This window comes from Olivibacter sitiensis DSM 17696 (assembly GCF_000427965.1).
In the GTDB taxonomy this organism is placed as follows: Bacteria; Bacteroidota; Bacteroidia; order Sphingobacteriales; family Sphingobacteriaceae; genus Olivibacter; species Olivibacter sitiensis.
On record NZ_ATZA01000003.1, the window covers coordinates 140479 to 160308 of the forward strand.

The 19830-nt window shown below is 40.3% G+C and carries 19 protein-coding genes; 3 read left to right on the plus strand and 16 right to left on the minus strand.

Annotated elements, in window-relative coordinates; genetic code table 11:
- Positions 1-28 precede the first annotated feature (28 nt).
- The 3 genes from A37S_RS0102930 to A37S_RS28115 form a co-directional block, all read right to left on the minus strand.
- On the minus strand, positions 29-3274 hold the full coding sequence (locus tag A37S_RS0102930; protein ID WP_157278356.1) for a SusC/RagA family TonB-linked outer membrane protein: 3246 nt from the start codon (positions 3272-3274) through the stop codon (positions 29-31).
- 19 nt (positions 3275-3293) lie between these two features.
- Complete coding sequence (locus A37S_RS26055) at positions 3294-4583, minus strand: TlpA family protein disulfide reductase (protein ID WP_245586297.1); 1290 nt, start codon at positions 4581-4583, stop codon at positions 3294-3296.
- Between the two features lie 266 nt (positions 4584-4849).
- Positions 4850-4984 carry a hypothetical protein gene (locus tag A37S_RS28115; RefSeq protein ID WP_281169850.1) on the minus strand — a complete coding sequence of 45 codons (135 nt, stop codon included), beginning with the start codon at positions 4982-4984 and terminating at the stop codon, positions 4850-4852.
- A gap of 380 nt (positions 4985-5364) precedes the next feature.
- On the opposite strand from A37S_RS28115, the gene A37S_RS0102940 reads away from it, so the two are divergent.
- The gene (locus A37S_RS0102940; RefSeq protein ID WP_028295703.1) at positions 5365-5919 is read left to right on the plus strand and encodes a helix-turn-helix domain-containing protein; all 555 of its coding nucleotides are present in this window, start codon (positions 5365-5367) and stop codon (positions 5917-5919) included.
- A 253-nt stretch (positions 5920-6172) separates the two neighbouring features.
- Here the strand turns inward: A37S_RS0102940 and A37S_RS0102945 are convergent, their stop codons facing one another.
- From A37S_RS0102945 to A37S_RS27920, 3 genes are all read right to left on the minus strand, one after another.
- On the minus strand, positions 6173-6739 hold the full coding sequence (locus A37S_RS0102945) for a hypothetical protein (protein ID WP_157278362.1): 567 nt from the start codon (positions 6737-6739) through the stop codon (positions 6173-6175).
- A 29-nt stretch (positions 6740-6768) separates the two neighbouring features.
- Positions 6769-7113: a hypothetical protein gene (locus tag A37S_RS0102950; RefSeq protein ID WP_028295705.1), complete on the minus strand. Its 345-nt coding sequence runs from the start codon at positions 7111-7113 to the stop codon at positions 6769-6771.
- A gap of 167 nt (positions 7114-7280) precedes the next feature.
- A complete protein-coding gene (locus A37S_RS27920; RefSeq protein WP_245586294.1) occupies positions 7281-7523 on the minus strand; it encodes a TonB-dependent receptor plug domain-containing protein in 243 nt (80 codons plus the stop codon).
- Positions 7524-7728: 205 nt separating this feature from the next.
- Here A37S_RS27920 and A37S_RS0102960 point away from each other — a divergent pair, with 205 nt between their 5' ends.
- Together A37S_RS0102960 and A37S_RS0102965 are read left to right on the plus strand one after the other, a co-directional pair.
- Positions 7729-8454 carry a DUF6088 family protein gene (locus tag A37S_RS0102960; RefSeq protein WP_028295706.1) on the plus strand — a complete coding sequence of 242 codons (726 nt, stop codon included), beginning with the start codon at positions 7729-7731 and terminating at the stop codon, positions 8452-8454.
- Entirely contained in the window at positions 8451-9431 is a 981-nt protein-coding gene (locus A37S_RS0102965; protein ID WP_028295707.1) for a nucleotidyl transferase AbiEii/AbiGii toxin family protein, read from the plus strand. Before A37S_RS0102960 ends, A37S_RS0102965 begins: the two co-directional genes overlap by 4 nt.
- A gap of 124 nt (positions 9432-9555) precedes the next feature.
- Here A37S_RS0102965 and istB (A37S_RS0102970) read toward each other — a convergent pair whose 3' ends face one another.
- The 10 genes from istB (A37S_RS0102970) to A37S_RS23415 form a co-directional block, all read right to left on the minus strand.
- On the minus strand, positions 9556-10272 hold the full coding sequence (istB, locus tag A37S_RS0102970) for an IS21-like element helper ATPase IstB (RefSeq protein ID WP_028295708.1): 717 nt from the start codon (positions 10270-10272) through the stop codon (positions 9556-9558).
- Positions 10273-10305: 33 nt separating this feature from the next.
- Positions 10306-10956, minus strand: coding sequence for a Mu transposase domain-containing protein (locus A37S_RS23385; protein ID WP_051292675.1), 651 nt, complete (start codon positions 10954-10956; stop codon positions 10306-10308).
- A gap of 148 nt (positions 10957-11104) precedes the next feature.
- Positions 11105-11842 (minus strand): IS21-like element helper ATPase IstB, encoded by a 738-nt coding sequence (gene istB / locus A37S_RS0102980; RefSeq protein ID WP_028295709.1) that lies wholly within the window; start codon positions 11840-11842, stop codon positions 11105-11107.
- Between the two features lie 20 nt (positions 11843-11862).
- A complete protein-coding gene (gene istA, locus A37S_RS0102985; RefSeq protein ID WP_028295710.1) occupies positions 11863-13416 on the minus strand; it encodes an IS21 family transposase in 1554 nt (517 codons plus the stop codon).
- A gap of 181 nt (positions 13417-13597) precedes the next feature.
- Positions 13598-14464: an IS21 family transposase gene (gene istA, locus A37S_RS23390; protein WP_169719424.1), complete on the minus strand. Its 867-nt coding sequence runs from the start codon at positions 14462-14464 to the stop codon at positions 13598-13600.
- A gap of 541 nt (positions 14465-15005) precedes the next feature.
- Positions 15006-15977, minus strand: coding sequence for a glycosyltransferase family 2 protein (locus tag A37S_RS26060; protein WP_084163728.1), 972 nt, complete (start codon positions 15975-15977; stop codon positions 15006-15008).
- Positions 15978-16016: 39 nt separating this feature from the next.
- Positions 16017-17138, minus strand: coding sequence for a glycosyltransferase family 4 protein (locus A37S_RS0103000; protein WP_028295712.1), 1122 nt, complete (start codon positions 17136-17138; stop codon positions 16017-16019).
- 18 nt (positions 17139-17156) lie between these two features.
- On the minus strand, positions 17157-18065 hold the full coding sequence (locus A37S_RS23405; protein ID WP_051292677.1) for a glycosyltransferase family 2 protein: 909 nt from the start codon (positions 18063-18065) through the stop codon (positions 17157-17159).
- A gap of 17 nt (positions 18066-18082) precedes the next feature.
- Positions 18083-18949, minus strand: a complete 867-nt coding sequence (locus A37S_RS23410; RefSeq protein ID WP_084163729.1) for a glycosyltransferase family 2 protein — start codon at positions 18947-18949, stop codon at positions 18083-18085.
- Complete coding sequence (locus A37S_RS23415; protein WP_051292679.1) at positions 18946-19827, minus strand: glycosyltransferase family 2 protein; 882 nt, start codon at positions 19825-19827, stop codon at positions 18946-18948. The genes A37S_RS23410 and A37S_RS23415 overlap by 4 nt, the downstream gene beginning before the upstream one ends.
- Positions 19828-19830: the final 3 nt, after the last annotated feature.

The following is a 19830-nucleotide window of genomic DNA, read 5'->3' on the forward strand; positions in this document are numbered from 1 at the left end:
TGAAATATTTAAAATACTATTTCTGTTCCTACAAATTTGCCCGTACACCAAAGGCATATATTGCAGGGGGAGCGGTTCGATTTGTGCCGAAGTAATGATCGGGATCAATGCCTCTTTTATTTGCCCGCCATACGATACCCAAGTTGCTTGCATTAACAAATAGAGCCAGGTTATCGAACGGCAGCTTTCCACGATTAGCTTTACCGAAATCGTAACTTAGGTTAAGGTATTGTAATCGGATATGATCAGCTCGTTCCACCAATACCTCCGAACCAGCATAGAAGTTGTTTTTGTTGGCTGCCGTGGGGTACACAAACGCCGGTACATCAGTAATAATCTCATCACCAGCATGTTGCCAACGGTTTTCGAAATCTGAATGTCCTACCCAATTAGTGAATAACTGTTGATAGTTAATAGATTGCCTGCGGAAATAGTGTCCGAACTTGTACACGAATGCGAAATCCAAGGAAAGGCTTTTATAGGCCAATGAATTCCCAAGTGAGCCGTAGACCGTGGGATTTGCTGGCCCATGGTAGACAAGGTCTTTCAGTTGGGAACCGGCACCGGTCAACTGAGAATAGTTGGTGCTTACCTCTTCGTTCAGATATCCCCTTGGTTCGCCAGTTGAAGGATCAAGTCCTGCCCAACGGTATGAATAGATAGCATACACAGGCTTGCCTTTCACTCCAGATATCCTTGCCAAAGAAGAAGTACTGATAAAATTGCTACCGTTCAGATTTGAAAGATGATATTCGACAACTTCATCCTTCACCATGCTAAGATTTAGGTTGGTAAACCAACTAAATTCAGTTCGTCTTATATTTTGCGTTTTCAGCCCAACGTCCACACCTCTTCCTTTCATATCTGCAACATTCTTTATCTTTGTTGCACCAATCCCTCCGGTATAGTCCAATACTGCAGTGCCAAAAAGGTCTGTGCTTTTTTTAAGGAAAACATCGATGCTTCCCGATACTCGTTGGTTAAGCAATCGAAAATCAAGACCGAAATTGGCCATATTGGTCTGTTCCCATCGGAGTCCGGAATCGTAAAAATTGTTAATATAGGCAATCGGGCTTTGTGTGAACATATTTGTTCCAACATACTGGATAGTTGTTGCGGCCACCATCGATGGGTTTATATTTCCTGAAGAACCGTACGTGGCTCGCAATTTTAGATATGAGACAAAACGATTCGTAAAGAAAGATTCCTCGGACAGGTTCCAACTTGCACCCAATGACCAAAATGGGTTCCATTGGTCGTTAGTACGCAAGCCGAACAGATTGGAAGCGTCGCGCCTGCCACTTGCAGAGATAGAATACTTTTCTTTAAAAGTGTACGATGCGTTTGCAAAGTAAGATAGAAAATTGGTCGTATTGTCAGAAATCCCGGTGTTATCGTCAATAAATTGAGATACCACGCCGTTCAGTATCGGATATGTACGTGTAAAATCTACATGGCCGAATGTCAGGTTTTCGTTGTTATATCCATATAGGCGTGACCAGTTGCTGGAAGTGTTTGAGCGCCTCAATTCCCATCCCGCTATAGCTGTGAAATGATGGGCGGCCCAGCTCTTGTAAAAATTAGATTGTAGTCGAAGGTTATTTGCCTGCAACACACTATTTGAGCGGTCCAAAATGCCTCCATAAGGAACAATATGAACTATATTACCGTCTTCACCTACTTGGGAAAAGCGGTTTATCATATTCCTTGCTACATAACTTTGGTCGTTAAAGTATCCTCGGACAATATTCGATTGTCTCTCAAAAAGATACTTCAGGTCTAAATGTAAACCTGGCAGGGGATTATAATTAACTCCCAGATTCAGCAGTATATCGTCTAATTTCGCCCCGCGATCGACGTTTTTATAGTCTTCAGATGGATAATACATCCAATCAAGTACCCCACTATTGCCGATGCTTTTTGCCCACGACTCACGGACATCAATGGAGAGACCCTGTGGATTCCCATCATCGTCAGTAAATCTTGCATAAGGATATATGTATTGATTATTTCTTCCTATTTCTCCATAGGCAGGACGACCATTGATGCTTTTGCTATGGGTGTATTGAATATTACTAGACAATATCAGCTTGTCAAAAGGTTTGTATGTGTTGTTTAATCGGATGTTGTATCGTTGAAATCTTTCATCAAGATTTCCAGTATTGTTATCCAGCCCGGCAGATGCTGTCCATGCCAAGCGATCGCTGCCTCCCCTTAGGCCTAACGAATATTGCTGATCAACAGAACCACGGTACATATGTCGACTAAATTCATCTCGAATATCATACATCCTCAATTGATTTATTAGCTGGTCAATTTCTTCGATTTCAGTGGGAGTGGCTTCTTGCCGTTTGATTAGTAATTCTACTACGGGAGAGAGTGCTGATCTATTTGCGGAATTGATTTGGCTGTTGTAATAGTTGCTCGAAAAAAGCGTCTGCTCTACATCAATGAAATCGCTGGACGACATCTGCTGAACGTACGATAAATCGGGAACTTTGCCCACTCGGATGTTGGAGTTGAAGTCAACGTTGATGGGTTGATTGAAACTGCCTTTTTTTGTTGTGATCACGATTACCCCATTTGCGGCTCTGGCTCCCCAAATCGAAGCGGCAGCGGCATCCTTTAGAATTGTGATGTTCTCCACATCGTTAGGGTTGATATTTTCAATAGCCCCATCGTAAGGAAAATTGTCTATTACAATAAGCGGGCCCATCATATCAGACCGCAAGGTATTGATACCTCTTATGCTTATTCGACCATTGCTATTGGTTCCTCTGTCCACAGTCAAACTGTTAGATACGGCTTCTAAGCGGCTCAAAATATCGGTGCTAACCTGTTTGTTGAAAGTCTCGTTATCAATATGATCAAACGCCCCCGTTGAACGCTCCCGCGGTAGCGCTTCATAACCTGTTGATATAACGATTTCTTCCATTTGCGTTGTACTTTCTTTGAGGCGTACATGTAACGCCTTTGTGTTACCAAACACGGAAAGTTGCATGGTCTCGTAACCTATATTACTGATTTCAAGCTCCCCTTTAGGGGAAAGAAAGACAAGTCTAAATTCGCCATTTTCATTTGTGCTAACCAATATGTCGGAGTTTAAGACACGAACTGTCGCTCCAATAACAGGTTGGTTATCGCTATCTCTAACAACTTTGCCCCAAATGGCGTTTTGTGCTTGAACATGTATTATTGATGCGTAGAATATTAATATAAACCAAAGTGATTTCATTGTGATAAAGACTAAGTTATTCAAGTAATTTGGGTGCATATGTACCCATATGGTATCGTCAGTGTTGAGCAACAGACTTGTCCTCAATTATGAACATGGCAACGGTTCGATAATCCTCCGATAAATCAAGGCCTTGTCTATTTAGGTCTTTTTTCAATTCCTTTAATTCAACTTCGCCAGAAAATAGCAGATCTACTTTTTCTTCGTATCCAGTCTCATCTACTACAAGGAAAGGAATCTCGGGATAGTCATTTAATCGCCTTATTAACGATTTTAGGGGGTAGTTCCTCAAAATTGATGGATGTTTGAAGAAGAGACTATTTTCTTTTTTTCCGCCTTTCGATTTTATTTTCTTTAAATCGGCATTTTTGGTAAGAATTAGGCATTTAATTTCACGGTTTTCAACGTACCCTTGATAGTTTGTGTATCGGTTTAAGTCTTTTAACATGTACGAATACAAAGAGTCTGCAAGATGAACTGGAACAATTATCTCATAGTTAAGTAAGCTATCGGCAATACTGTTAACTTTTTTAGTCAGTGATTCAGATGTATCCGTAACATTAATTATAAGTCTCTTTTCATTAAAACTTTCCCTGCGTTGTTCAAATAACTGGTATGCAGCTACTCTATATATATCCAATATGGATGAATTGGTTATTGCTCGTCCTCTGACTACCCCGTTCTCGTTCCTTAATCGGTTGCCAGAAGGTAGGCCATCATATTTACCTTTTGTAAAGACTGAATAATAGGCTAAGTCATCTAAATCGATCACGTCCGAAATAAATAACGGTCTTTCCGTGTCTATTTCTTTCTTCATAGTTATTTTTGACTGTTCGCCAGCCAAGAATAATTGTATATTTTGTGGGTTTACTCGTTCTGCGGTCGTAGTAGCTCCTAATTCACCCTTTGGGGATATCCACGCGTAATGAGGTACCATCCTATGATGGAAGACTACTTTAAGTAACTTGTCTTCTGTGACGGAATAAAGACTAAGAGGCTCTACGGTCTTGTTTGTGAATAAAAATGTTCCCACCTTGTCAGATGGCTCGTCGCTGATCGGTATCACCACCATGTCTTCGCTATACTCTTTCTCCACCTCATGGGTTTCGGGCATGGCTGCAATGCAACTACTACACCAAGTAGCCCAAAAATCCAGTATGATCAGCTTGCCCCGGTAGTCATTGAGCGTAATGGTATCCTTTCTCTCTGGATGGTTGACCACCCGTAATGGCAAATGCCACAGGGCTTCGGGGATGGTATCGCCTATCTGAAGCGGTTTGATGCTGTCCATAGAAAAGCCTTGGCCAGCTCCCAATTGCTCGGGAGTCTGCGCCGCGGCTGGACACACAGACAAGGTTGTAATAGCTATGTATATGAAAATTCCGGTAAAATACAAGCGTTTCGGAATTGCTTTTTTTGCCTTGCAAAGCGTATATTTGGGACATAGGAATGCCCTTGGGTAATTTTTGTTCACCTTAAACTAAAATTTTAAATGGAAAAATTTATTTGATTGATTCAGGAAGAATTGGGCAAGGCTAGGTTCGGCCAGTCAGTATGCCGATTTGGCAATCCAATGGATTGTCAAGAAATTGCCCAATAGAAGATATCAGAAAATTATTCGGGCGCAGAAATAACGCGAATAATGGGGTTTTGTAGGGATTGGCCGAATGCCGCAAGGGCAAAAGGCATTTGAGCGTTCCCTACGACGACGCTAAAGGTGGTTTTTGAAATATGGTTGATATGTTTCATGTTACCGTTGATTTTTGAACGGTATAGGAAACGCAAGAGGTCTAGAGGAGAGGATGATAATCCAGTATTTTGGATGAAAAAATTATGGATTGGATACTACCTCCCCGCCACTTGAGTTCCCACACGAGCGCGGATCAACAGCAGTACCCTCTCCATAACAGTAGACAAATATAGTCTTTTGCACGGATAGGGCATAATACCTGCTGTCTCACGCTCGTGTGGGATATTGCGTGGTGAGACGTTAAATGCTTTCACCTATACCAATTTAATATGTATCAATTCATTTTATGTCATAAGCATTCTATTCTTTTTAGATATATCTAAAACTGTTCAACAACATAAGTAATACAAAGATAGAAAAACAACGGTAAATTCCAAATATGGAACTAAATAAAATTAAAAAATCTTTTCTTTTCTCCTCCCAAAGCGACCATTTGTTCATTAAGGCATCAAACAGGCTTAAAGAGATAAGGGCTACTCTGGCTTTGTCATTGTATACTGTTTCAAAATATTCAAAGATACCTCGCAATACGATAGATAGAATTGAAAACGGGGAAGTCTCTCCATCATTTGATACCTTAGTCCCTTTGATACTTTTTTATGGTTTTACTCTTGGAGATTTTTTCGACTTTGAAACTCCGCTTCCTGAATTCGAAGACTTAAAAGTAAAAATGAAAACCTTCTATGAAGAAAATGGGTACGATATCCTTGAGATGGTCTTTTCAAATCCAAACCTTATGGATCTCATACCTGAAAACCTAATTCCCAACGGATATTTTGATGAATACCGCACTGTAGCTGAAACTACTGATTACTGCGAAACCGAATACGGATATACCTATGGAAATGCCACAAATACGCTAAATAATGCGGTCAAAAAGGGCTGGCTCATCCGGGATGACAAATCCAAACCGAAAAGGTATAGGAAAAAGTAGCGATAGTTGAACCCGGAAGAAACAGAAAGGACACTGTAATCTTCCCCTAGCTAGCTACCGTAGTAGAGCGTCCATCTAATGAAGTTGACCTGTGCGATACGATTACAATTGAAGTTTAGTTCAATGAATTACTTTTTTTATTCTCACTATTAAGAACATTTGAACCCCGCATAGTGGGGTTTGACGTTTATGAGGGTAGTTATTTACGGGTTCCCGTAATTTATTACCGATTTATTGGAATATGTTTGTCGACCTACCCCTCAACCAGCTTAGGCATTGTAATGGATATCCTTGGCAACACCAATCGAACGTATTGTTGATATTCCAATCCCGTTTCATCGCAGGCTTTTATAAGCAGCAAATCTCTATTGCCAATACCTGTTGGTTTAATATATGAATGAGAAAAAACTAAACCGGGCATTAAAAGTTCTTCATCCAACAACTTTATCTCTGGATTTACAATTTTCCCATGGTAGTCTGTACGCCAAATTTTAATATTCATAGCGCTGGCATTACCAAGATGTAATTCGAATCTAAACTCATGCTGAACCTCCTTTTCTAGATTGCCCAAACCAACCATTCGTACTAGAAATAACGGCCTTAGACTTAATCTTTCTTTTGTGAGTAATAGTTTATTTAAAAGATCTTGATTTTGGTTCAACGCTATTTGAACCTTGTTAAATTTACTTTGCTCACCAAAGGTTTTTCTTAGGTAAAAAAGCGAAAACACGCCTAATACAACAGTTGAAAAATCAAATACCGTACCCCACACTTCTGATTTAAACGGGTAACAAGAAAGGTCTCCTAGTATATTTTCCATATTCAAACAAGCAATAAATATCGATCGCATTATCCAAAAATAATTTTGTGGTCTTCAACCGTATAATCTCTATATTTATCTTCCGCTGATTTTTTAAATCTTTTCATTTCAGCAGGTAAAAATGCTTCGCTATTTAATCCATCGGGTATTTTACAAAAAGCGCTTTCGTTTATTTGAAATTCAAGTTTCAAATCTTCATCGTTTACCAAATAATAAACTACAGGTTCGCCGAGAACTTCGGAATAATAAAGGCCGATTCCGTTCTGATTGCTAACTTTTATTTCATATGCCAAGAAGTTATAGGCATTCCCTTCCACCATATATTTGTTAATCGCGTTTTTTTGAATCAGAGATAATTGTTTAAAAATATACATATTGTTAAAATCGTTTTACACAAATAACCGACATTGGTTATCATAATGCAATATTAAGTATTTGAAAGGAGGTATTATTCCAGGGGTGCAAGGTGGATACGAATTGTGCACATGGCATACTAAGGAAAAGGCCAGCTTTGAGCCATATTTACCATTTTTGGTAGTGATCACGATAACGCCGTTTCCCAATCGGGCCCCCAAATGGAAGCGGCTGCCGCATCTTTGAGCACCGTAACGGAAGCGATGTCGTTTGGGTTGATATTGGTCAGGTCTCCTTCGTAGGGAAAATTGTCGAGCACAACCAGGGGCTGCGCCCCCTCCATGAAAATCGGTCCCTCTGTTGGCGCACGAACCGAGCGGAGCGAGCTCTCCAAGGGAAATCCCTTCGTGTGGCTATTATAGAATGGCAAACCATCAAAAGAGTACGGTCATAAAAAACGAAACCCGGAAGTTTGAATTGCTTCGGGGGCTACCGGGAATAAGGTATTACAAATATAATACAATAATATTATGTACGAAGACCAAGACTAATGAGATCGGGGTTTCTCGTTATTTTGTCCAGTTTTTTATTAAATAAACTGGACATTCACTATCTTTGCAGTCAGCAAATAAAGAATGAAAGTATCCAAATACATATCATTTAGCATAGACAGGTTGCCAAAGGGTTATGTTTTTACCTATTCCGACTTCGACGCAGAAGCAAATAGCAAGGAGGCTATTATCAAAGCCCTCAACCGTTTGGCGACTTCTGGCAAAATTGTAAAGCTGTCAAAAGGCAAGTTTTACAAACCCGAAACAACGCCGTTCGGGAAGTTACAGCCCAACCAAGCCCAAATTGTAAAAGACCTTTTGGAAACAGACGGAAAAGTAACAGGCTATTTGACTGGTTACAGTATTTACAGTCAGTTGGGTTTGACAACACAAATCAGCAACACCATACAAATAGGCAAAAATGAAATTCGTCCTGCGTTCAAAAGAGAACGCTACACCATTTCATTTGTCAAACAAAAGAATATCATTACTAAAGAAAACATTCCTTTGCTTCAGCTTTTGGACGCTGTTCGTTACATCAAAAAGATTCCCGACACAACGGTTACTTCGGCCTGTAAACGATTTTTAGCCATTCTCAAAGAATTGTCCGAAAAAGATAAAAGCACTTTGGTAAGATTGGCATTGAAATATCCACCTGCAACAAGGGCGTTATTGGGAACATTATTAGAAGAAACAGGAAATATTGGATTGACAGAACCTTTACGAAAATCACTAAACCCGATTACGGCTTACCAACTTTCAGGGATAAATAAAATTCTGCCTGTTGCTGAAAAATGGAATATAAAATGAGATTACACGAAAATAAACAGTTGTTCAGACAAGCCGTGCAATTTACCGCACAGGAAAAGGACATTCGCGAAATTTATGTAGAAAAGGATTATTGGGTAACTTATGCTTTGCATACCATTTTCAATCATAAAATTGGCGAAGAAGCCGTATTCAAAGGCGGAACGGCACTACTAAAGTGTTATGATTTGATACAACGATTTTCAGAAGATATTGATTTGGTTGTGCTAAGACGTGAAGGCGAAAGCAACAATAAGTTGACTACGAAAATCAGGCAAATTAGCGGTATTGTAAATACTGTTTTGCCCGAAGTGGACATACTCGAAGTAACACAGAAAATGGGAATGAACCGCAAAACGGCTCACACTTACGCAAAGGAATTTAATGGCGATTACGGACAGGTAAGAGATGTGATAATTGTTGAAGCGACTTGGTTGGGTTATTACGAACCATACACGACAAAAGCCGTAAATTCTTTCATTTACGAAATGATGATAAAAACAGGTCAGGAAGTATTGATAGCCGAATACGGCTTGCAACCTTTTGAAGTGAAAGTATTAGAACCTAAACGGACTTTGTGCGAAAAAATAATGAGCTTGGTAAGATTTTCCTACACCGAAAAACCGTTGGACGACTTAAAAGCAAAAATCCGCCACACTTATGACTTGCGCCAACTTTTGAAGGACAAAGAACTTTCTGATTTCTTGCATTCATCTGCGTTTGACGAAATGCTTTTAAAAGTTGCCAACGATGATGTTGTAAGTTTTAAGAACAACAATGACTGGTTAATTCATCACCCAAACGAAGCATTGATGTTTCGTGAATTAGAAACAGTTTGGGGCGAATTACAACCAATCTACAGCGGTGATTTCAAAAAATTGGTATTTGCTGATTTTCCAAAAGACATAGACGTTTTAGCTACTTTGCAACAAATAAAACAACGATTGACTTCTGTTAAGTGGACAATAAAAGTAGACTAACCCAACCCAAGAAAAATTAAAAAGCAAAAATTCCCTGCATATTCCGGGGATGTTGACCCCATTCCGGAGATGTTGACCCCCTGATTTTGGTTCAAGGGTTGTCATTACCAATGACCTGACAATATTACCTTTTTTTTCTTAGACTTTCTCCTTTAAGTTCAATACGGTGGGATACATGTACAATCCTATCGAGTATGGCATCTGCAATGGTATCCTCACCGATTATATCATACCAATTTGCCACAGGTAGCTGACTGGCTATGATGGTCGCTTTTCTACCATGTCTGTCCTCAAAGATCTCCATCAGATCCAGGCGTTGCTGCTGTTCCAACCGCACGATACCAAAGTCATCCAGTATGAGAAGATCCGTTTTTGCCAGTCTGTCCATAAGTTTTTGTAGGCTTCCTTCCAGTCTTGCCATTTTCGAGCGTTGCAGCAGCTTCTGTAAGTTGTAATAAGCTACTCTTTTGCCCTGTGCACAGGCCTTCAATCCGAAGGCAGAGGCCATAAAAGATTTACCACAGCCAGCGGCACCTGTAATGATAATGGGTTCGGCTTTTTCGATGTATCCTCCGGTAGCAAGATCGGTAATGAGGGTGTGGTCAATGCCTCTGAGCGGATCCATATTGATTTCTTCAATGGAAGCCTGATAGCGGAATGCTGCATTCTTTTTCAGCCTGTCATAGCGCTTACTGTCACGGTCGTCAATCTCGGACTGTAACAACATCCCCAGTCCCTGTTCAAAGCTCAGTGTGCCATGCTGGCGTGTCTCTTTCATCGCTTTCCAGTGTTGCTCCATACCGTTCAGACGAAGCATTTTTAGGTGTTTTTCAATGTTCATTTTTATTTCTGTTTTTATCATTTAATGGTTCTGTTAACTGTAATACCCCGCACCTCGGATATTGGTGTGCTGTGGCATTGGTACTTCACTTTCCTCTGGCTCCGTCCATCCGGACAATCCACTGGCCAGCATATTACCGATAGATCTGGAGCTGAACATTCTGTTTTCTACAGCAATGTTGCAGGCCTTATCGAACAATGGCCCGGCATAGGTTCGCTGTAGACGGAACAGTCCGTCACAGGTACGGTAGAGCTGCTCGGGGTAACGTCCCTTCTGCTCGAAGATCGCTGTGATAAGCTGTCCAAATGAAGGGGATATCCCGGAAGCTTTCTTCCTGTATTTTTCGGGACTGATGTCCATGTATTCACGGTGACTGGATTCCAGGTGTTCCGGATTGGTGCTATAGGAGTTTGCACGCTGGCTACGCTGGTGTACCGCTACCTGATTGCCCTGTACAAAGATATAGACCATCCGATCGGTGTATACGACCTGTGCCTTCTGCCTGCGGTGGATATAGGGTACACTATAAGAATGGCGGTCGCGCCCCAGGTAGATATGGCCGTTGTCAGCGACCTTAAGCTCGGCATAGTGCTTCAACTCAAAGCGATCCACAGGAAGTTTGCCCAATAGATGTTTTTCACTGCTGATAAAGCGTTCCTGACGGCAGTAGCTACGGTTCTGCATTCGTGTCTGGTTGAGCTTGTCTACGCACGAGGTAATGGCTTCATTAAGCGATTCCAGGTCAAAGTGGGTATTTCGGAGTGATGATGCCAGTGGTTTCGGTCAAACCGTGCCACTCAAAAGATCATACAATTATATAAAAAAGCCGTGATTATTCCTTTTTCAATATTCCTTTTCTTAGGGATTCACCTTTCAGGTCTATCCTGTGCGAGGAGTTTACTATCCGGTCCAGTATTGCATCAGCAATAGTTCCTTCACCACCGATGATTTCATACCAGGCGGATACCGGTATCTGGGAAGATATTATGGTTGATCTTTTGCCATGTCGGTCGTCTATGATATCCATCAATGTTTCCCGATCCTGGTTATCAAAGGCCTGCAGGCCGAAGTCATCAAGTATCAACAGCTCCGCCTTGGCCAGTTTTTCCAGCTCCTTGAGATATGTCCCGTCGACTTTGCTCAATTTCAACCGCTTAATGATCCTGGCAGTTACGGTGTAGAGTGTTTTTATTCCTGTGAGACAGGCCTGATGCCCGAGTGCCTGCGATAGATAACTTTTTCCTGTGCCGGAGGCACCGCAGATGATGATGTTTTCTTTCCGTTGCACAAAGTCAAGGGTACCAAGACGCGCAAACATGTTTTTGTCCAGATTTCTTTCGCTGGCGTAGTTTATATCGCCAAGACTGGCGCTCTGCCTAAAGCCCGCCTGTTTGAGCAACCTGTCGATCTTGTTGTTTTCGCGGTCTTCCCATTGGTGATCGGTCAGTAATGCAAGGTATTCGTCGCATGTAAGACCTTCGAACCTGTTTTCCTTAACGTACTGTTGGTGCAACTGTGCCATGGCACCAAGACGCATGTTACGTAGTTTTTCAACTGTCTGATTGTTCATTTTCTGATTTTTGATTGTTATTATTCATAAGCGGAAGCTCCGCGTATATTACTATGGAATGGTATGTGGGGCTGTATCTGTTGGGAGAACCCATCCTGCAGAGGGACTCTGTCCATATTGTTCTTCAGGATGTTCTTTATCCGCAGGTACGAACATGCATCGGTATCCAGCGCTCTTTTGCACGCATTATTGAGGCGCTGCGAACCATAGGCACGGTGCAACTGGATGATGCCCAGAGAGCGTTTGTAGCTTATTTCGGGATAGTCCTGTGATGCCAGTATCTTTTCAATACAGGCCAAGACATATTCACCATGGGGCTGTGCTTTTTTCTTGAAGAACTCCGGGTTCCACTCCGAGTAGAACCTGTGGGTACTGCTCAGGTGATCGGTATTCGTTATGTAGCTCCCTTTTATCAGATTACGCCGGTGCAGCGCAATCCTTTCATGACTGTAGAAGACCTCAACCCGGCTTTTGGTATAGTGGATGGTGGTTTCTTTTCCAATATAACGGTATGGCACGCTATAATAGCTCTTATCAGGAGAAAAGTACACATAGCCCATCTTCTGCACCTTCGCTCTTTTATAGTCCTTAAGCTCATAGGTGCCGGCAGGTAGATCTTTGAGATACTGTCTTTCGGTGCGCTGGAACAGTTCTATACGACTGGACTCTTTCCGTTTGAACAGCAGGTTGTTGTACCGCTCCAATAAAATGGTAATTTCCCTGTTGAGATCTTCCAATGAGAAAAAGGTCATCTCGCGCAACGGATAATAGATACGTTGATACGCCAGGTGGACCGCATTCTCAACCAATGCCTTGTCTTGGGGAGAGTACCCCCGGGTTGGATTGATGACACAGTTGTAATGGCGCGCAAAGTCTTTAAAGCTACGGTTGATTTCGGGTTCATATCTGCTCGATCTATTGACAGCCGACTTTAGATTGTCCGATACTATAGCTTTGGGTACACCTCCATAGAAACGCAGGGCATTACTGCAGCAGGATATCATATCTGCACGTTTTTGGCTTGTGCAGGCCTCGACATAGGTATACTGACTGCATGGAAGTATGGCGACAAATACCTCAACAGGAATAATCTCTCCGCTATGCCTATCAATGACATGTAGCTTCTTGCCTGCAAAGTCAATAAACATTTCTTCACCGGCTATGTGCTGAAGTTTCATCGAGCCCTTTTCTTTTGGGTATTTACGGCGGTAATGCTCCAGGAACTGGGTATAGCTGTAGGGTTCTGCCGCCAGCTCGACGTATTGCTGATAGTGGTATAGAAAAGTGAAGCCGGGATGATTGCGGGCTTTGTTGACCCCTTCGAAATAAAGCATGAGCTCATTGTGCCGTGCTGTGTCCAAAGTGGTATGCGATGAGAACAGCTCGCTTAAAGCGACCATATCGAAGCCCAGAAGTTCCTTAAAGGAGTATTCGCTGCCTGCAAACAGCTGCATATACGTGTTGACCGTATTACGGGAAATACCAAGTACGGAACCTATTTTACGGTTACTGTAGCCGTCTAGATGCAATGTAAGTATTTGTTTTAAGTCCATCGGATCAAGTGTGTTGGCCATATCGCTTCAATTATTAGAGCGACAAGGTAAGTTCTTGATCTTTTAAAGCGGCACTAAACGAACCGTAACCCTGATGGTGTTTCGGGTATTAGAGTATCGTAATACGAATGGCACAAAACGAACCGTAAAACTCTAATCCAAATATTCTAAAATGGCACGTTTTGAACCGTAATAGATGGCATCAACTGACCGAAATAACTGGCACTAATCGATCCGTAATATCCACAAAGAACCTACGGTTGCGCAATCGTGCGAATACCTGTGTATAGACGATTTTGACATGGTTCTCAACAGCACTTTTGTCTCTTGGCTTTCCTGCCCGGGCAGGAACCACAACGGTATCGTAGTGATTGGCCAGATCTTCCATACTTCTGTTGATATCAGGTTCATAGCGGTCACTCTTTGTTACGGCCGACTTTAGATTATCCGGTACCAGTGCCTTGGGAACTCCGCCCAGGAACCACAGGCAATCATTCAGCGCTCCAATAAAATTAGGGATTGTTTGGCTACGTACAGCCTTTGCATAACAGTAATTGGAATAAGGAAGACAGGCGACAAATACCTCGCAATTAATAAGCTCACCTGTCTCGATATCAATATAATGCAACTTCTTACCAGAGAAATCGATATAGAGTTTGTCTGCAGGTTCATGTTGCATTACCATGGTTCCTGAACGGGCAGAAACACTAAGTTGGGAAAAGTGATAACAGAACTGGGAGTAACCATATCCCTGGGGATAAGATACTTTGTATTCTTCCCAAAGCAGTTTACGCGTTACGCCAACTCTTTTAAGTTCTTTCTCCAGATGGGGCAAACGCTCTTTGAGATCCTCAAATCTGGGGTCACGATAGGCCGGATTACCTGAATGCAGCAGACCTTCCAGAACTGGATCCTCCAAAGCCAAAAGGTCGGTCATGTTCAACTTTGCCTCACCTATCTTGTAGAGGTAGGACTTTACGGTATTCTTACTTATACTGAGACTGCGGGCTATTGCTTTGATGGCATAGCCCTGTTGGTGCAGCCTGATCATCTGTTTTATCTGACTCATGGGTCTGGTTTTTCCGGCCATTGGGTAATATCATTTTCCCAAAAGTAAAACCAAAATCAGCACCCAGACAAGGGGGCAACATCTTCCGGAATCTAAGAGCTCCCTTAAATACTAAAGGGGTCAATATTCTCCGGAATATATTACTTACTGTATGAAACAGTAGAGGGGTCAGCATCTGACGGAATGCCATGCGATAGCAGTGCTTAAACAAACATGGTATACCTAAACTAAGTCCGGAATTAGGGGGTCAGCATGCTCCGGTCTATGCAGCACGGTGTGTTCATGCTGTCCAACGTACTGAAAAGTGAACAGGCTATAACGATGAGCATCCGTATAATCGACATCTTCGTCAAATTGTGAAGCCTTAACACAGCATATCAAACTGAGATTGGAAATCGAGCAGATTAAAAACGCTATTTCCAAGCAAAGCAAAAGGCTAGAGAACCAAGACAAAAAACATCGAGCTGCTCTGACTAGGAGAGCTTGTCCATAGCTAACTAAGGGAAGATTACACTGTATTTCGAAAATAACCTCATCCATGTCAAAATGAAAAAAATCTCATCATCTTTTTCTTAAGTTCGAAAATTTTTAATGCATTATCCGTTCCAATGTAATTCGCGATTTTTTTAAAAGTTTTTCCACCATGAGCATTTGGGGTAGAATATCCTAATTTTTTCATATGCTCTTTACATTTTTTTAATAAATCGGGATGATTAGGATATGAACTGCAATAATAGACACTTAAGGCTTTCCAGCCCAGTTCATTCGCGGTATTGTTATCAAATGATTTTTTAAAATTATCTACGTAGGATAAATAAGAATAAAGCCAACTTTCAAAAATGGCTTTATTTCTTTTCTTACTAACACTATCTTTTACATCTCTCCTATAATAAAAGTTAGATTTTTCACAATAAATAATGCCTTTGCTTTGAAGTATAACCCGCATCATATACTCTCCATCTTGATTCAGCTTAATTTTTTCGTCCCACCCATTAATAGAATGAACAATTCTGGATGGTATAAGCCAAGCTCCTGTTGTGAGATATTTACCAAACTGATTTACCAAATTTCGGAAATATGCCTTTGGTTCGAAATCTTGTTGATAAAGTTCATATCCTTCATCTATTGTAAAGGCATTTCCCTTTACTGTGCCCATGTTCGAACTATACACATACTCGTCTCCATATTCTCTATATTTTAAAAGCTGAAAATGAATTTTGTCTTTGTCTAATACATCATCAGCGTCCAAAAACTGAACAACTTCTCCACGTGCATGACTTATCCCTAAATTTCTAGCTACGCAGGCGCCACTGTTGTCAATCTTAAAATATCTTATCCTGTCATCTACAAATTGGGACACGACACTTTCACCCTTATCTGTGCTGCCATCATTCACGATAATGACCTCTATATTGTCATAGGTTTGATTCAAGCAAGACAACAGCGTATCCTTAATCAAATTCTCTGAATTAAACATAGGAATTATAATGCTTACTAATGGATGGCGATTCATTTGAAGTAAAATGAGTTTGTATAATCGGATTTTATTTAATTAATTAACCATAAGTTTTAAATGGTGTATATAATTTTTAGATGCTTGTTCCGCTATAACATCCCAATGATAGTTTCTTGTAATCAAAGATAATTCCCTTCTTTTCTCTGCTAAATAATCCTCATCGTCTAAAAGCAAATGTAGTTTCTTGGCTAATTCCTTTCTATTGCCAATAGGCACTTTTAAATCCTCCAAGAGGAAATCACAAGGACCAGGCGAATTATAGCCAACCACGGGAAGACCAGCAGCCATCATCTCCAATGCACCAAAACCGAAACTTTCTACGTAGGAAGGAAACACACCCACTTTACAATCAGCCAGTAAATTTGGAAGGTTGTTTGGTTCAAACGATGGTACAACTTCGAGAAATGAATGAAATTTCTTTGGAAAGAAATTCAAGACCTCCTTTTCAGTTTTTAACAGCCCTTTTGTTCCTAACAATTTCATCTTTATGCCCTCCTTTCTGGAAAGAAGATATTTAAGGACATAAGGAAAATCCATGGCTCCTTTTCTGAAATCAAAAGTGCCAACAAATGCTATTTTGTCCTCTTTGGCTACGTTTAAAACTGATGCATCGGTAAAATGGCTAAATCTTTCCTCTGTAATCCCATTAGGGACAACTACTATATTCCTCCCATCATACCCTTTTTTTACAAGAAGATCTTTGTCCATATGATTTTGAACCTGAATAAGATCGCAATTCATCAATGTTTTTTCTATGTTCTTATAATTGTCCTGTCTGACCTTATCCTGCCTCCTGACTATTTTATTCAATTTGGCTCTGAAATTCAATGGTATTTTTATATTGTCCAAATGATAAGATAACAAGGCAGGGCGGGCAACAAAAAGCGTTTCTCTGGAAAAAAGTGATCTATCAAAAGGCAAGGTATCGTACTCGTATAATACAACATCGTACAAATGGGCATGTTTAATAAGGAAATTCTTCAAAGCCTGCCTGTATATTTCTCTATTTACCCTTGGTTGCTCGAGTCCGATTTCCAAATTACCCATTACATCTGTCTCCCATCCGTACTTCTTTAGGGAGGCGGCTAATTCTATTCGGTTTTTAGTAGCACCAAAGCGTAAAGAAACAATACCAGGCGCTATTAGAGCAATTTTCATACAAAATCAATTAGATAGCTAGTCAAAGAGTCGCTTTAAATCAACTTTAAATAGCGAATATAATCCATGAACCTTGTTTTTCATAGGCACATCTAAATTCAACTCCTTTAATTTGCTTCTGATATAACTAGGAGCAAAACGATAATGAGGAATTAAAATATTGTAAATAAACAGATGTATTGCCTTTTTCCTTTCTGAAGTCAATTGCCCATTCTTTTTCAAGAAATTTAGTATACTTATTCTTAATCCTATTCGACTCTCTACTAACTTAATGATTTTAGCCTCTCCTCCTACACGGGATAAAGAACTAGATGTAATATGGATAATCGAATTAATAGTAGGGTCAAGGCAAATATTGGAATCCTTTTTCATGATTCTGAACATAAGATCATATTCGTGAGATGCCGCAAGGTCTTCGGTCCAGCCGTTTACCATTTCAACAGCCTTCTTATTCCATAAATTAGCACTCGTTATACCCAAACGTGATTGTATCAAGCCAATCCATGGATCATTTTCCTCCAAAGGTCGGATTTTCTGGAATTTTTTATCCTTTTTATAACCAACCATTAAATAGGGATTAGCCACAAATGCAATACTTTTGCCTTCAACTAAATTCATTTGTTTTCCTAATTTATCGGGCAACAACTCATCATCGGCATCTAAAAACTGAATCCAGTCACCTTTTGCCTCTCCCAATCCCTTATTCCTAGCAGCACATGCACCTTTCTTGGTTTCTGCAATACTCTTTACTTTATCTGGAAACTCTTGCTGATATTTATCTATAATACATTTAGTATTATCAGTTGAGTTATTATCTACTAAAATCAATTCCCAATCCTTGAAAGATTGGTTGAAAACACTATCTACAGCCCGATGCAGATACTGCTCACAATTATGACAAGGAATAACGACTGAAATTAAGATCATGTTGAAATTTTATCATTCTACGAATTAATTAGCATGCTTTTTTCCTTCACAAAGATCAAATAATGTCTTAGAGCAAATACATATAACCTGCCGAGGAACGGTGCATCAGTCAACTTTTGTTTTATCTCTTCCCAAATATACATTTTGGGTTTTATTGAGAAATAGAATATTTTCAGCTTCAATTTCGGCGAAAGCTTTTTATGTTCCAAGAAATTCCTTTTACCTAACCCGACTCTCTTTTCTTTTTTAATAAGTTCTTTCAACGAACTCCGAGCCGGATGTCTTACAATAACATCTTTAGCAAAAGCAATGCTATATCCCCTGCTATTGGCTTTAATTCCCCACCTATTATCCCCACCTGACATCAAGGAATCGTCAAATTCACCTATATCGTCGAATATCTTCTTATAAGCAAACATATTACCTGTTACCGCAAAACCATTTCGAACATACTTTTCCTGCGGAAATGCAAATGCAAAATCATACATCTCTACCCAGGTAGGTTTATCTTCCTTAGAGAAAATTTTCAACGGTCCTCCAATCCTATCCAATGTATGATCTCGTTCAAAAGCATTAAAGGCATTTACAATCCAATCGCTATCAGGTATACAATCCGAGTCGGTAAAACCTATTATCCGCCCCTTCGCTATTTTTAAAGCTGCATTTCTTGCGGCATATGAGCCCGATTTATTTTCTTCAATTATGCTGCAATTTATGGGCACCACTAAGTCTTGCGGTTGCGAATCTTTTGGATCATTATTCACTACAATGATTTCAAAAGAATCGGTTGGAAATGATTGTTTGGTAAGTGCATCCAGACATACACTCAATCTATGCCAATCGTGGAATGTTGGTATGATGATACTAACGTCTTTCATACTCATCGAATAAGTTTCTTAAGTATTCTTAATGCCAAACGTCCTGAAATCAATCTCCTTCTATAAAGTCCATAAATAAAAAGAGCCTTCCTATTTCCTCTTAAATGAGAGATAAAAATATCTTCTTGCGGACTATCTCTTAATAAATTAAACACCGAAAGGCATGATCTTATCAGAATATTCGACGAGTCTATATTAAGCAGAGTACCCTTTTCTGCAAGTTCTATCCCGAGCTTAACATAAAACTTCTGTTCTATCCTTTTTTTGGGATTCTTAGTTACACCGTTCTCGAAATGAATTCTCCTATATAACACTTCATTAACAAACGCAGACTCGCTTATCTTTAGCAGTTCTAATTTTAATATGGTAAACTGTCCATATTTAAACAATGAATTATACCCGCCTACTTCATAATACAAAGATTTGCGATACATCACTTCGCCTTGAGTAAAGTGACTTTTATTGCTTCCATCAATCGGGGAATGTATTTTTGTTCCTTCTCGAGAAACGTCTTCTAAAAGACATCCTACAATACCCACTTGTGGGTTTTTCTCCAACAAGTCAACCTGTTTGGCTATTCTTTCTGGAAATGAGACGTCGCCAGCCCCATGAATAGCGATCAACTCACCTTTACTTTCCGCGATTGCAGCTATTATTCCCTTTGTAAATCCAATATTTCTTTTGTGCTTTATGACGCGTAAACGAGGATGTGCAAATTCATCAATTAATTCAGAAGTACCATCCGTAGAGCAATCATCAAAAACAATATATTCAAAATTTGGATAGGTTTGCTCCAATACGCTTTGAATAGACTCCTTGAGATTCTCTTTTCGATTATAATATCCGGTAATGATACTTACTAAAGGTTTTTCCTGCCTGTCCATAAG

Excerpts from the sequence above, each read along its gene's own strand:
- A37S_RS23410 (WP_084163729.1), bottom strand. The coding sequence starts at position 18,949 with ATGAGTATGAAAGACGTTAGTATCATCATACCAACATTCCACGATTGG.
- istB (WP_028295708.1), bottom strand. The coding sequence starts at position 10,272 with ATGAACATTGAAAAACACCTAAAAATGCTTCGTCTGAACGGTATGGAG.
- A37S_RS0102945 (WP_157278362.1), bottom strand. The coding sequence starts at position 6,739 with ATGGAAAATATACTAGGAGACCTTTCTTGTTACCCGTTTAAATCAGAA.
- A37S_RS23415 (WP_051292679.1), bottom strand. The coding sequence starts at position 19,827 with ATGGACAGGCAGGAAAAACCTTTAGTAAGTATCATTACCGGATATTAT.
- A37S_RS0102940 (WP_028295703.1), top strand. The coding sequence starts at position 5,365 with ATGGAACTAAATAAAATTAAAAAATCTTTTCTTTTCTCCTCCCAAAGC.
- A37S_RS0103000 (WP_028295712.1), bottom strand. The coding sequence starts at position 17,138 with ATGAAAATTGCTCTAATAGCGCCTGGTATTGTTTCTTTACGCTTTGGT.
- A37S_RS26060 (WP_084163728.1), bottom strand. The coding sequence starts at position 15,977 with ATGAATCGCCATCCATTAGTAAGCATTATAATTCCTATGTTTAATTCA.
- istA (WP_028295710.1), bottom strand. The coding sequence starts at position 13,416 with ATGGCCAACACACTTGATCCGATGGACTTAAAACAAATACTTACATTG.
- istA (WP_169719424.1), bottom strand. The coding sequence starts at position 14,464 with ATGAGTCAGATAAAACAGATGATCAGGCTGCACCAACAGGGCTATGCC.
- istB (WP_028295709.1), bottom strand. The coding sequence starts at position 11,842 with ATGAACAATCAGACAGTTGAAAAACTACGTAACATGCGTCTTGGTGCC.
- A37S_RS0102950 (WP_028295705.1), bottom strand. The coding sequence starts at position 7,113 with ATGTATATTTTTAAACAATTATCTCTGATTCAAAAAAACGCGATTAAC.
- A37S_RS0102965 (WP_028295707.1), top strand. The coding sequence starts at position 8,451 with ATGAGATTACACGAAAATAAACAGTTGTTCAGACAAGCCGTGCAATTT.
- A37S_RS23405 (WP_051292677.1), bottom strand. The coding sequence starts at position 18,065 with ATGATCTTAATTTCAGTCGTTATTCCTTGTCATAATTGTGAGCAGTAT.
- A37S_RS23385 (WP_051292675.1), bottom strand. The coding sequence starts at position 10,956 with ATGCAGAACCGTAGCTACTGCCGTCAGGAACGCTTTATCAGCAGTGAA.
- A37S_RS0102960 (WP_028295706.1), top strand. The coding sequence starts at position 7,729 with ATGAAAGTATCCAAATACATATCATTTAGCATAGACAGGTTGCCAAAG.
- A37S_RS28115 (WP_281169850.1), bottom strand. The coding sequence starts at position 4,984 with ATGAAACATATCAACCATATTTCAAAAACCACCTTTAGCGTCGTCGTA.
- A37S_RS0102930 (WP_157278356.1), bottom strand. The coding sequence starts at position 3,274 with ATGCACCCAAATTACTTGAATAACTTAGTCTTTATCACAATGAAATCA.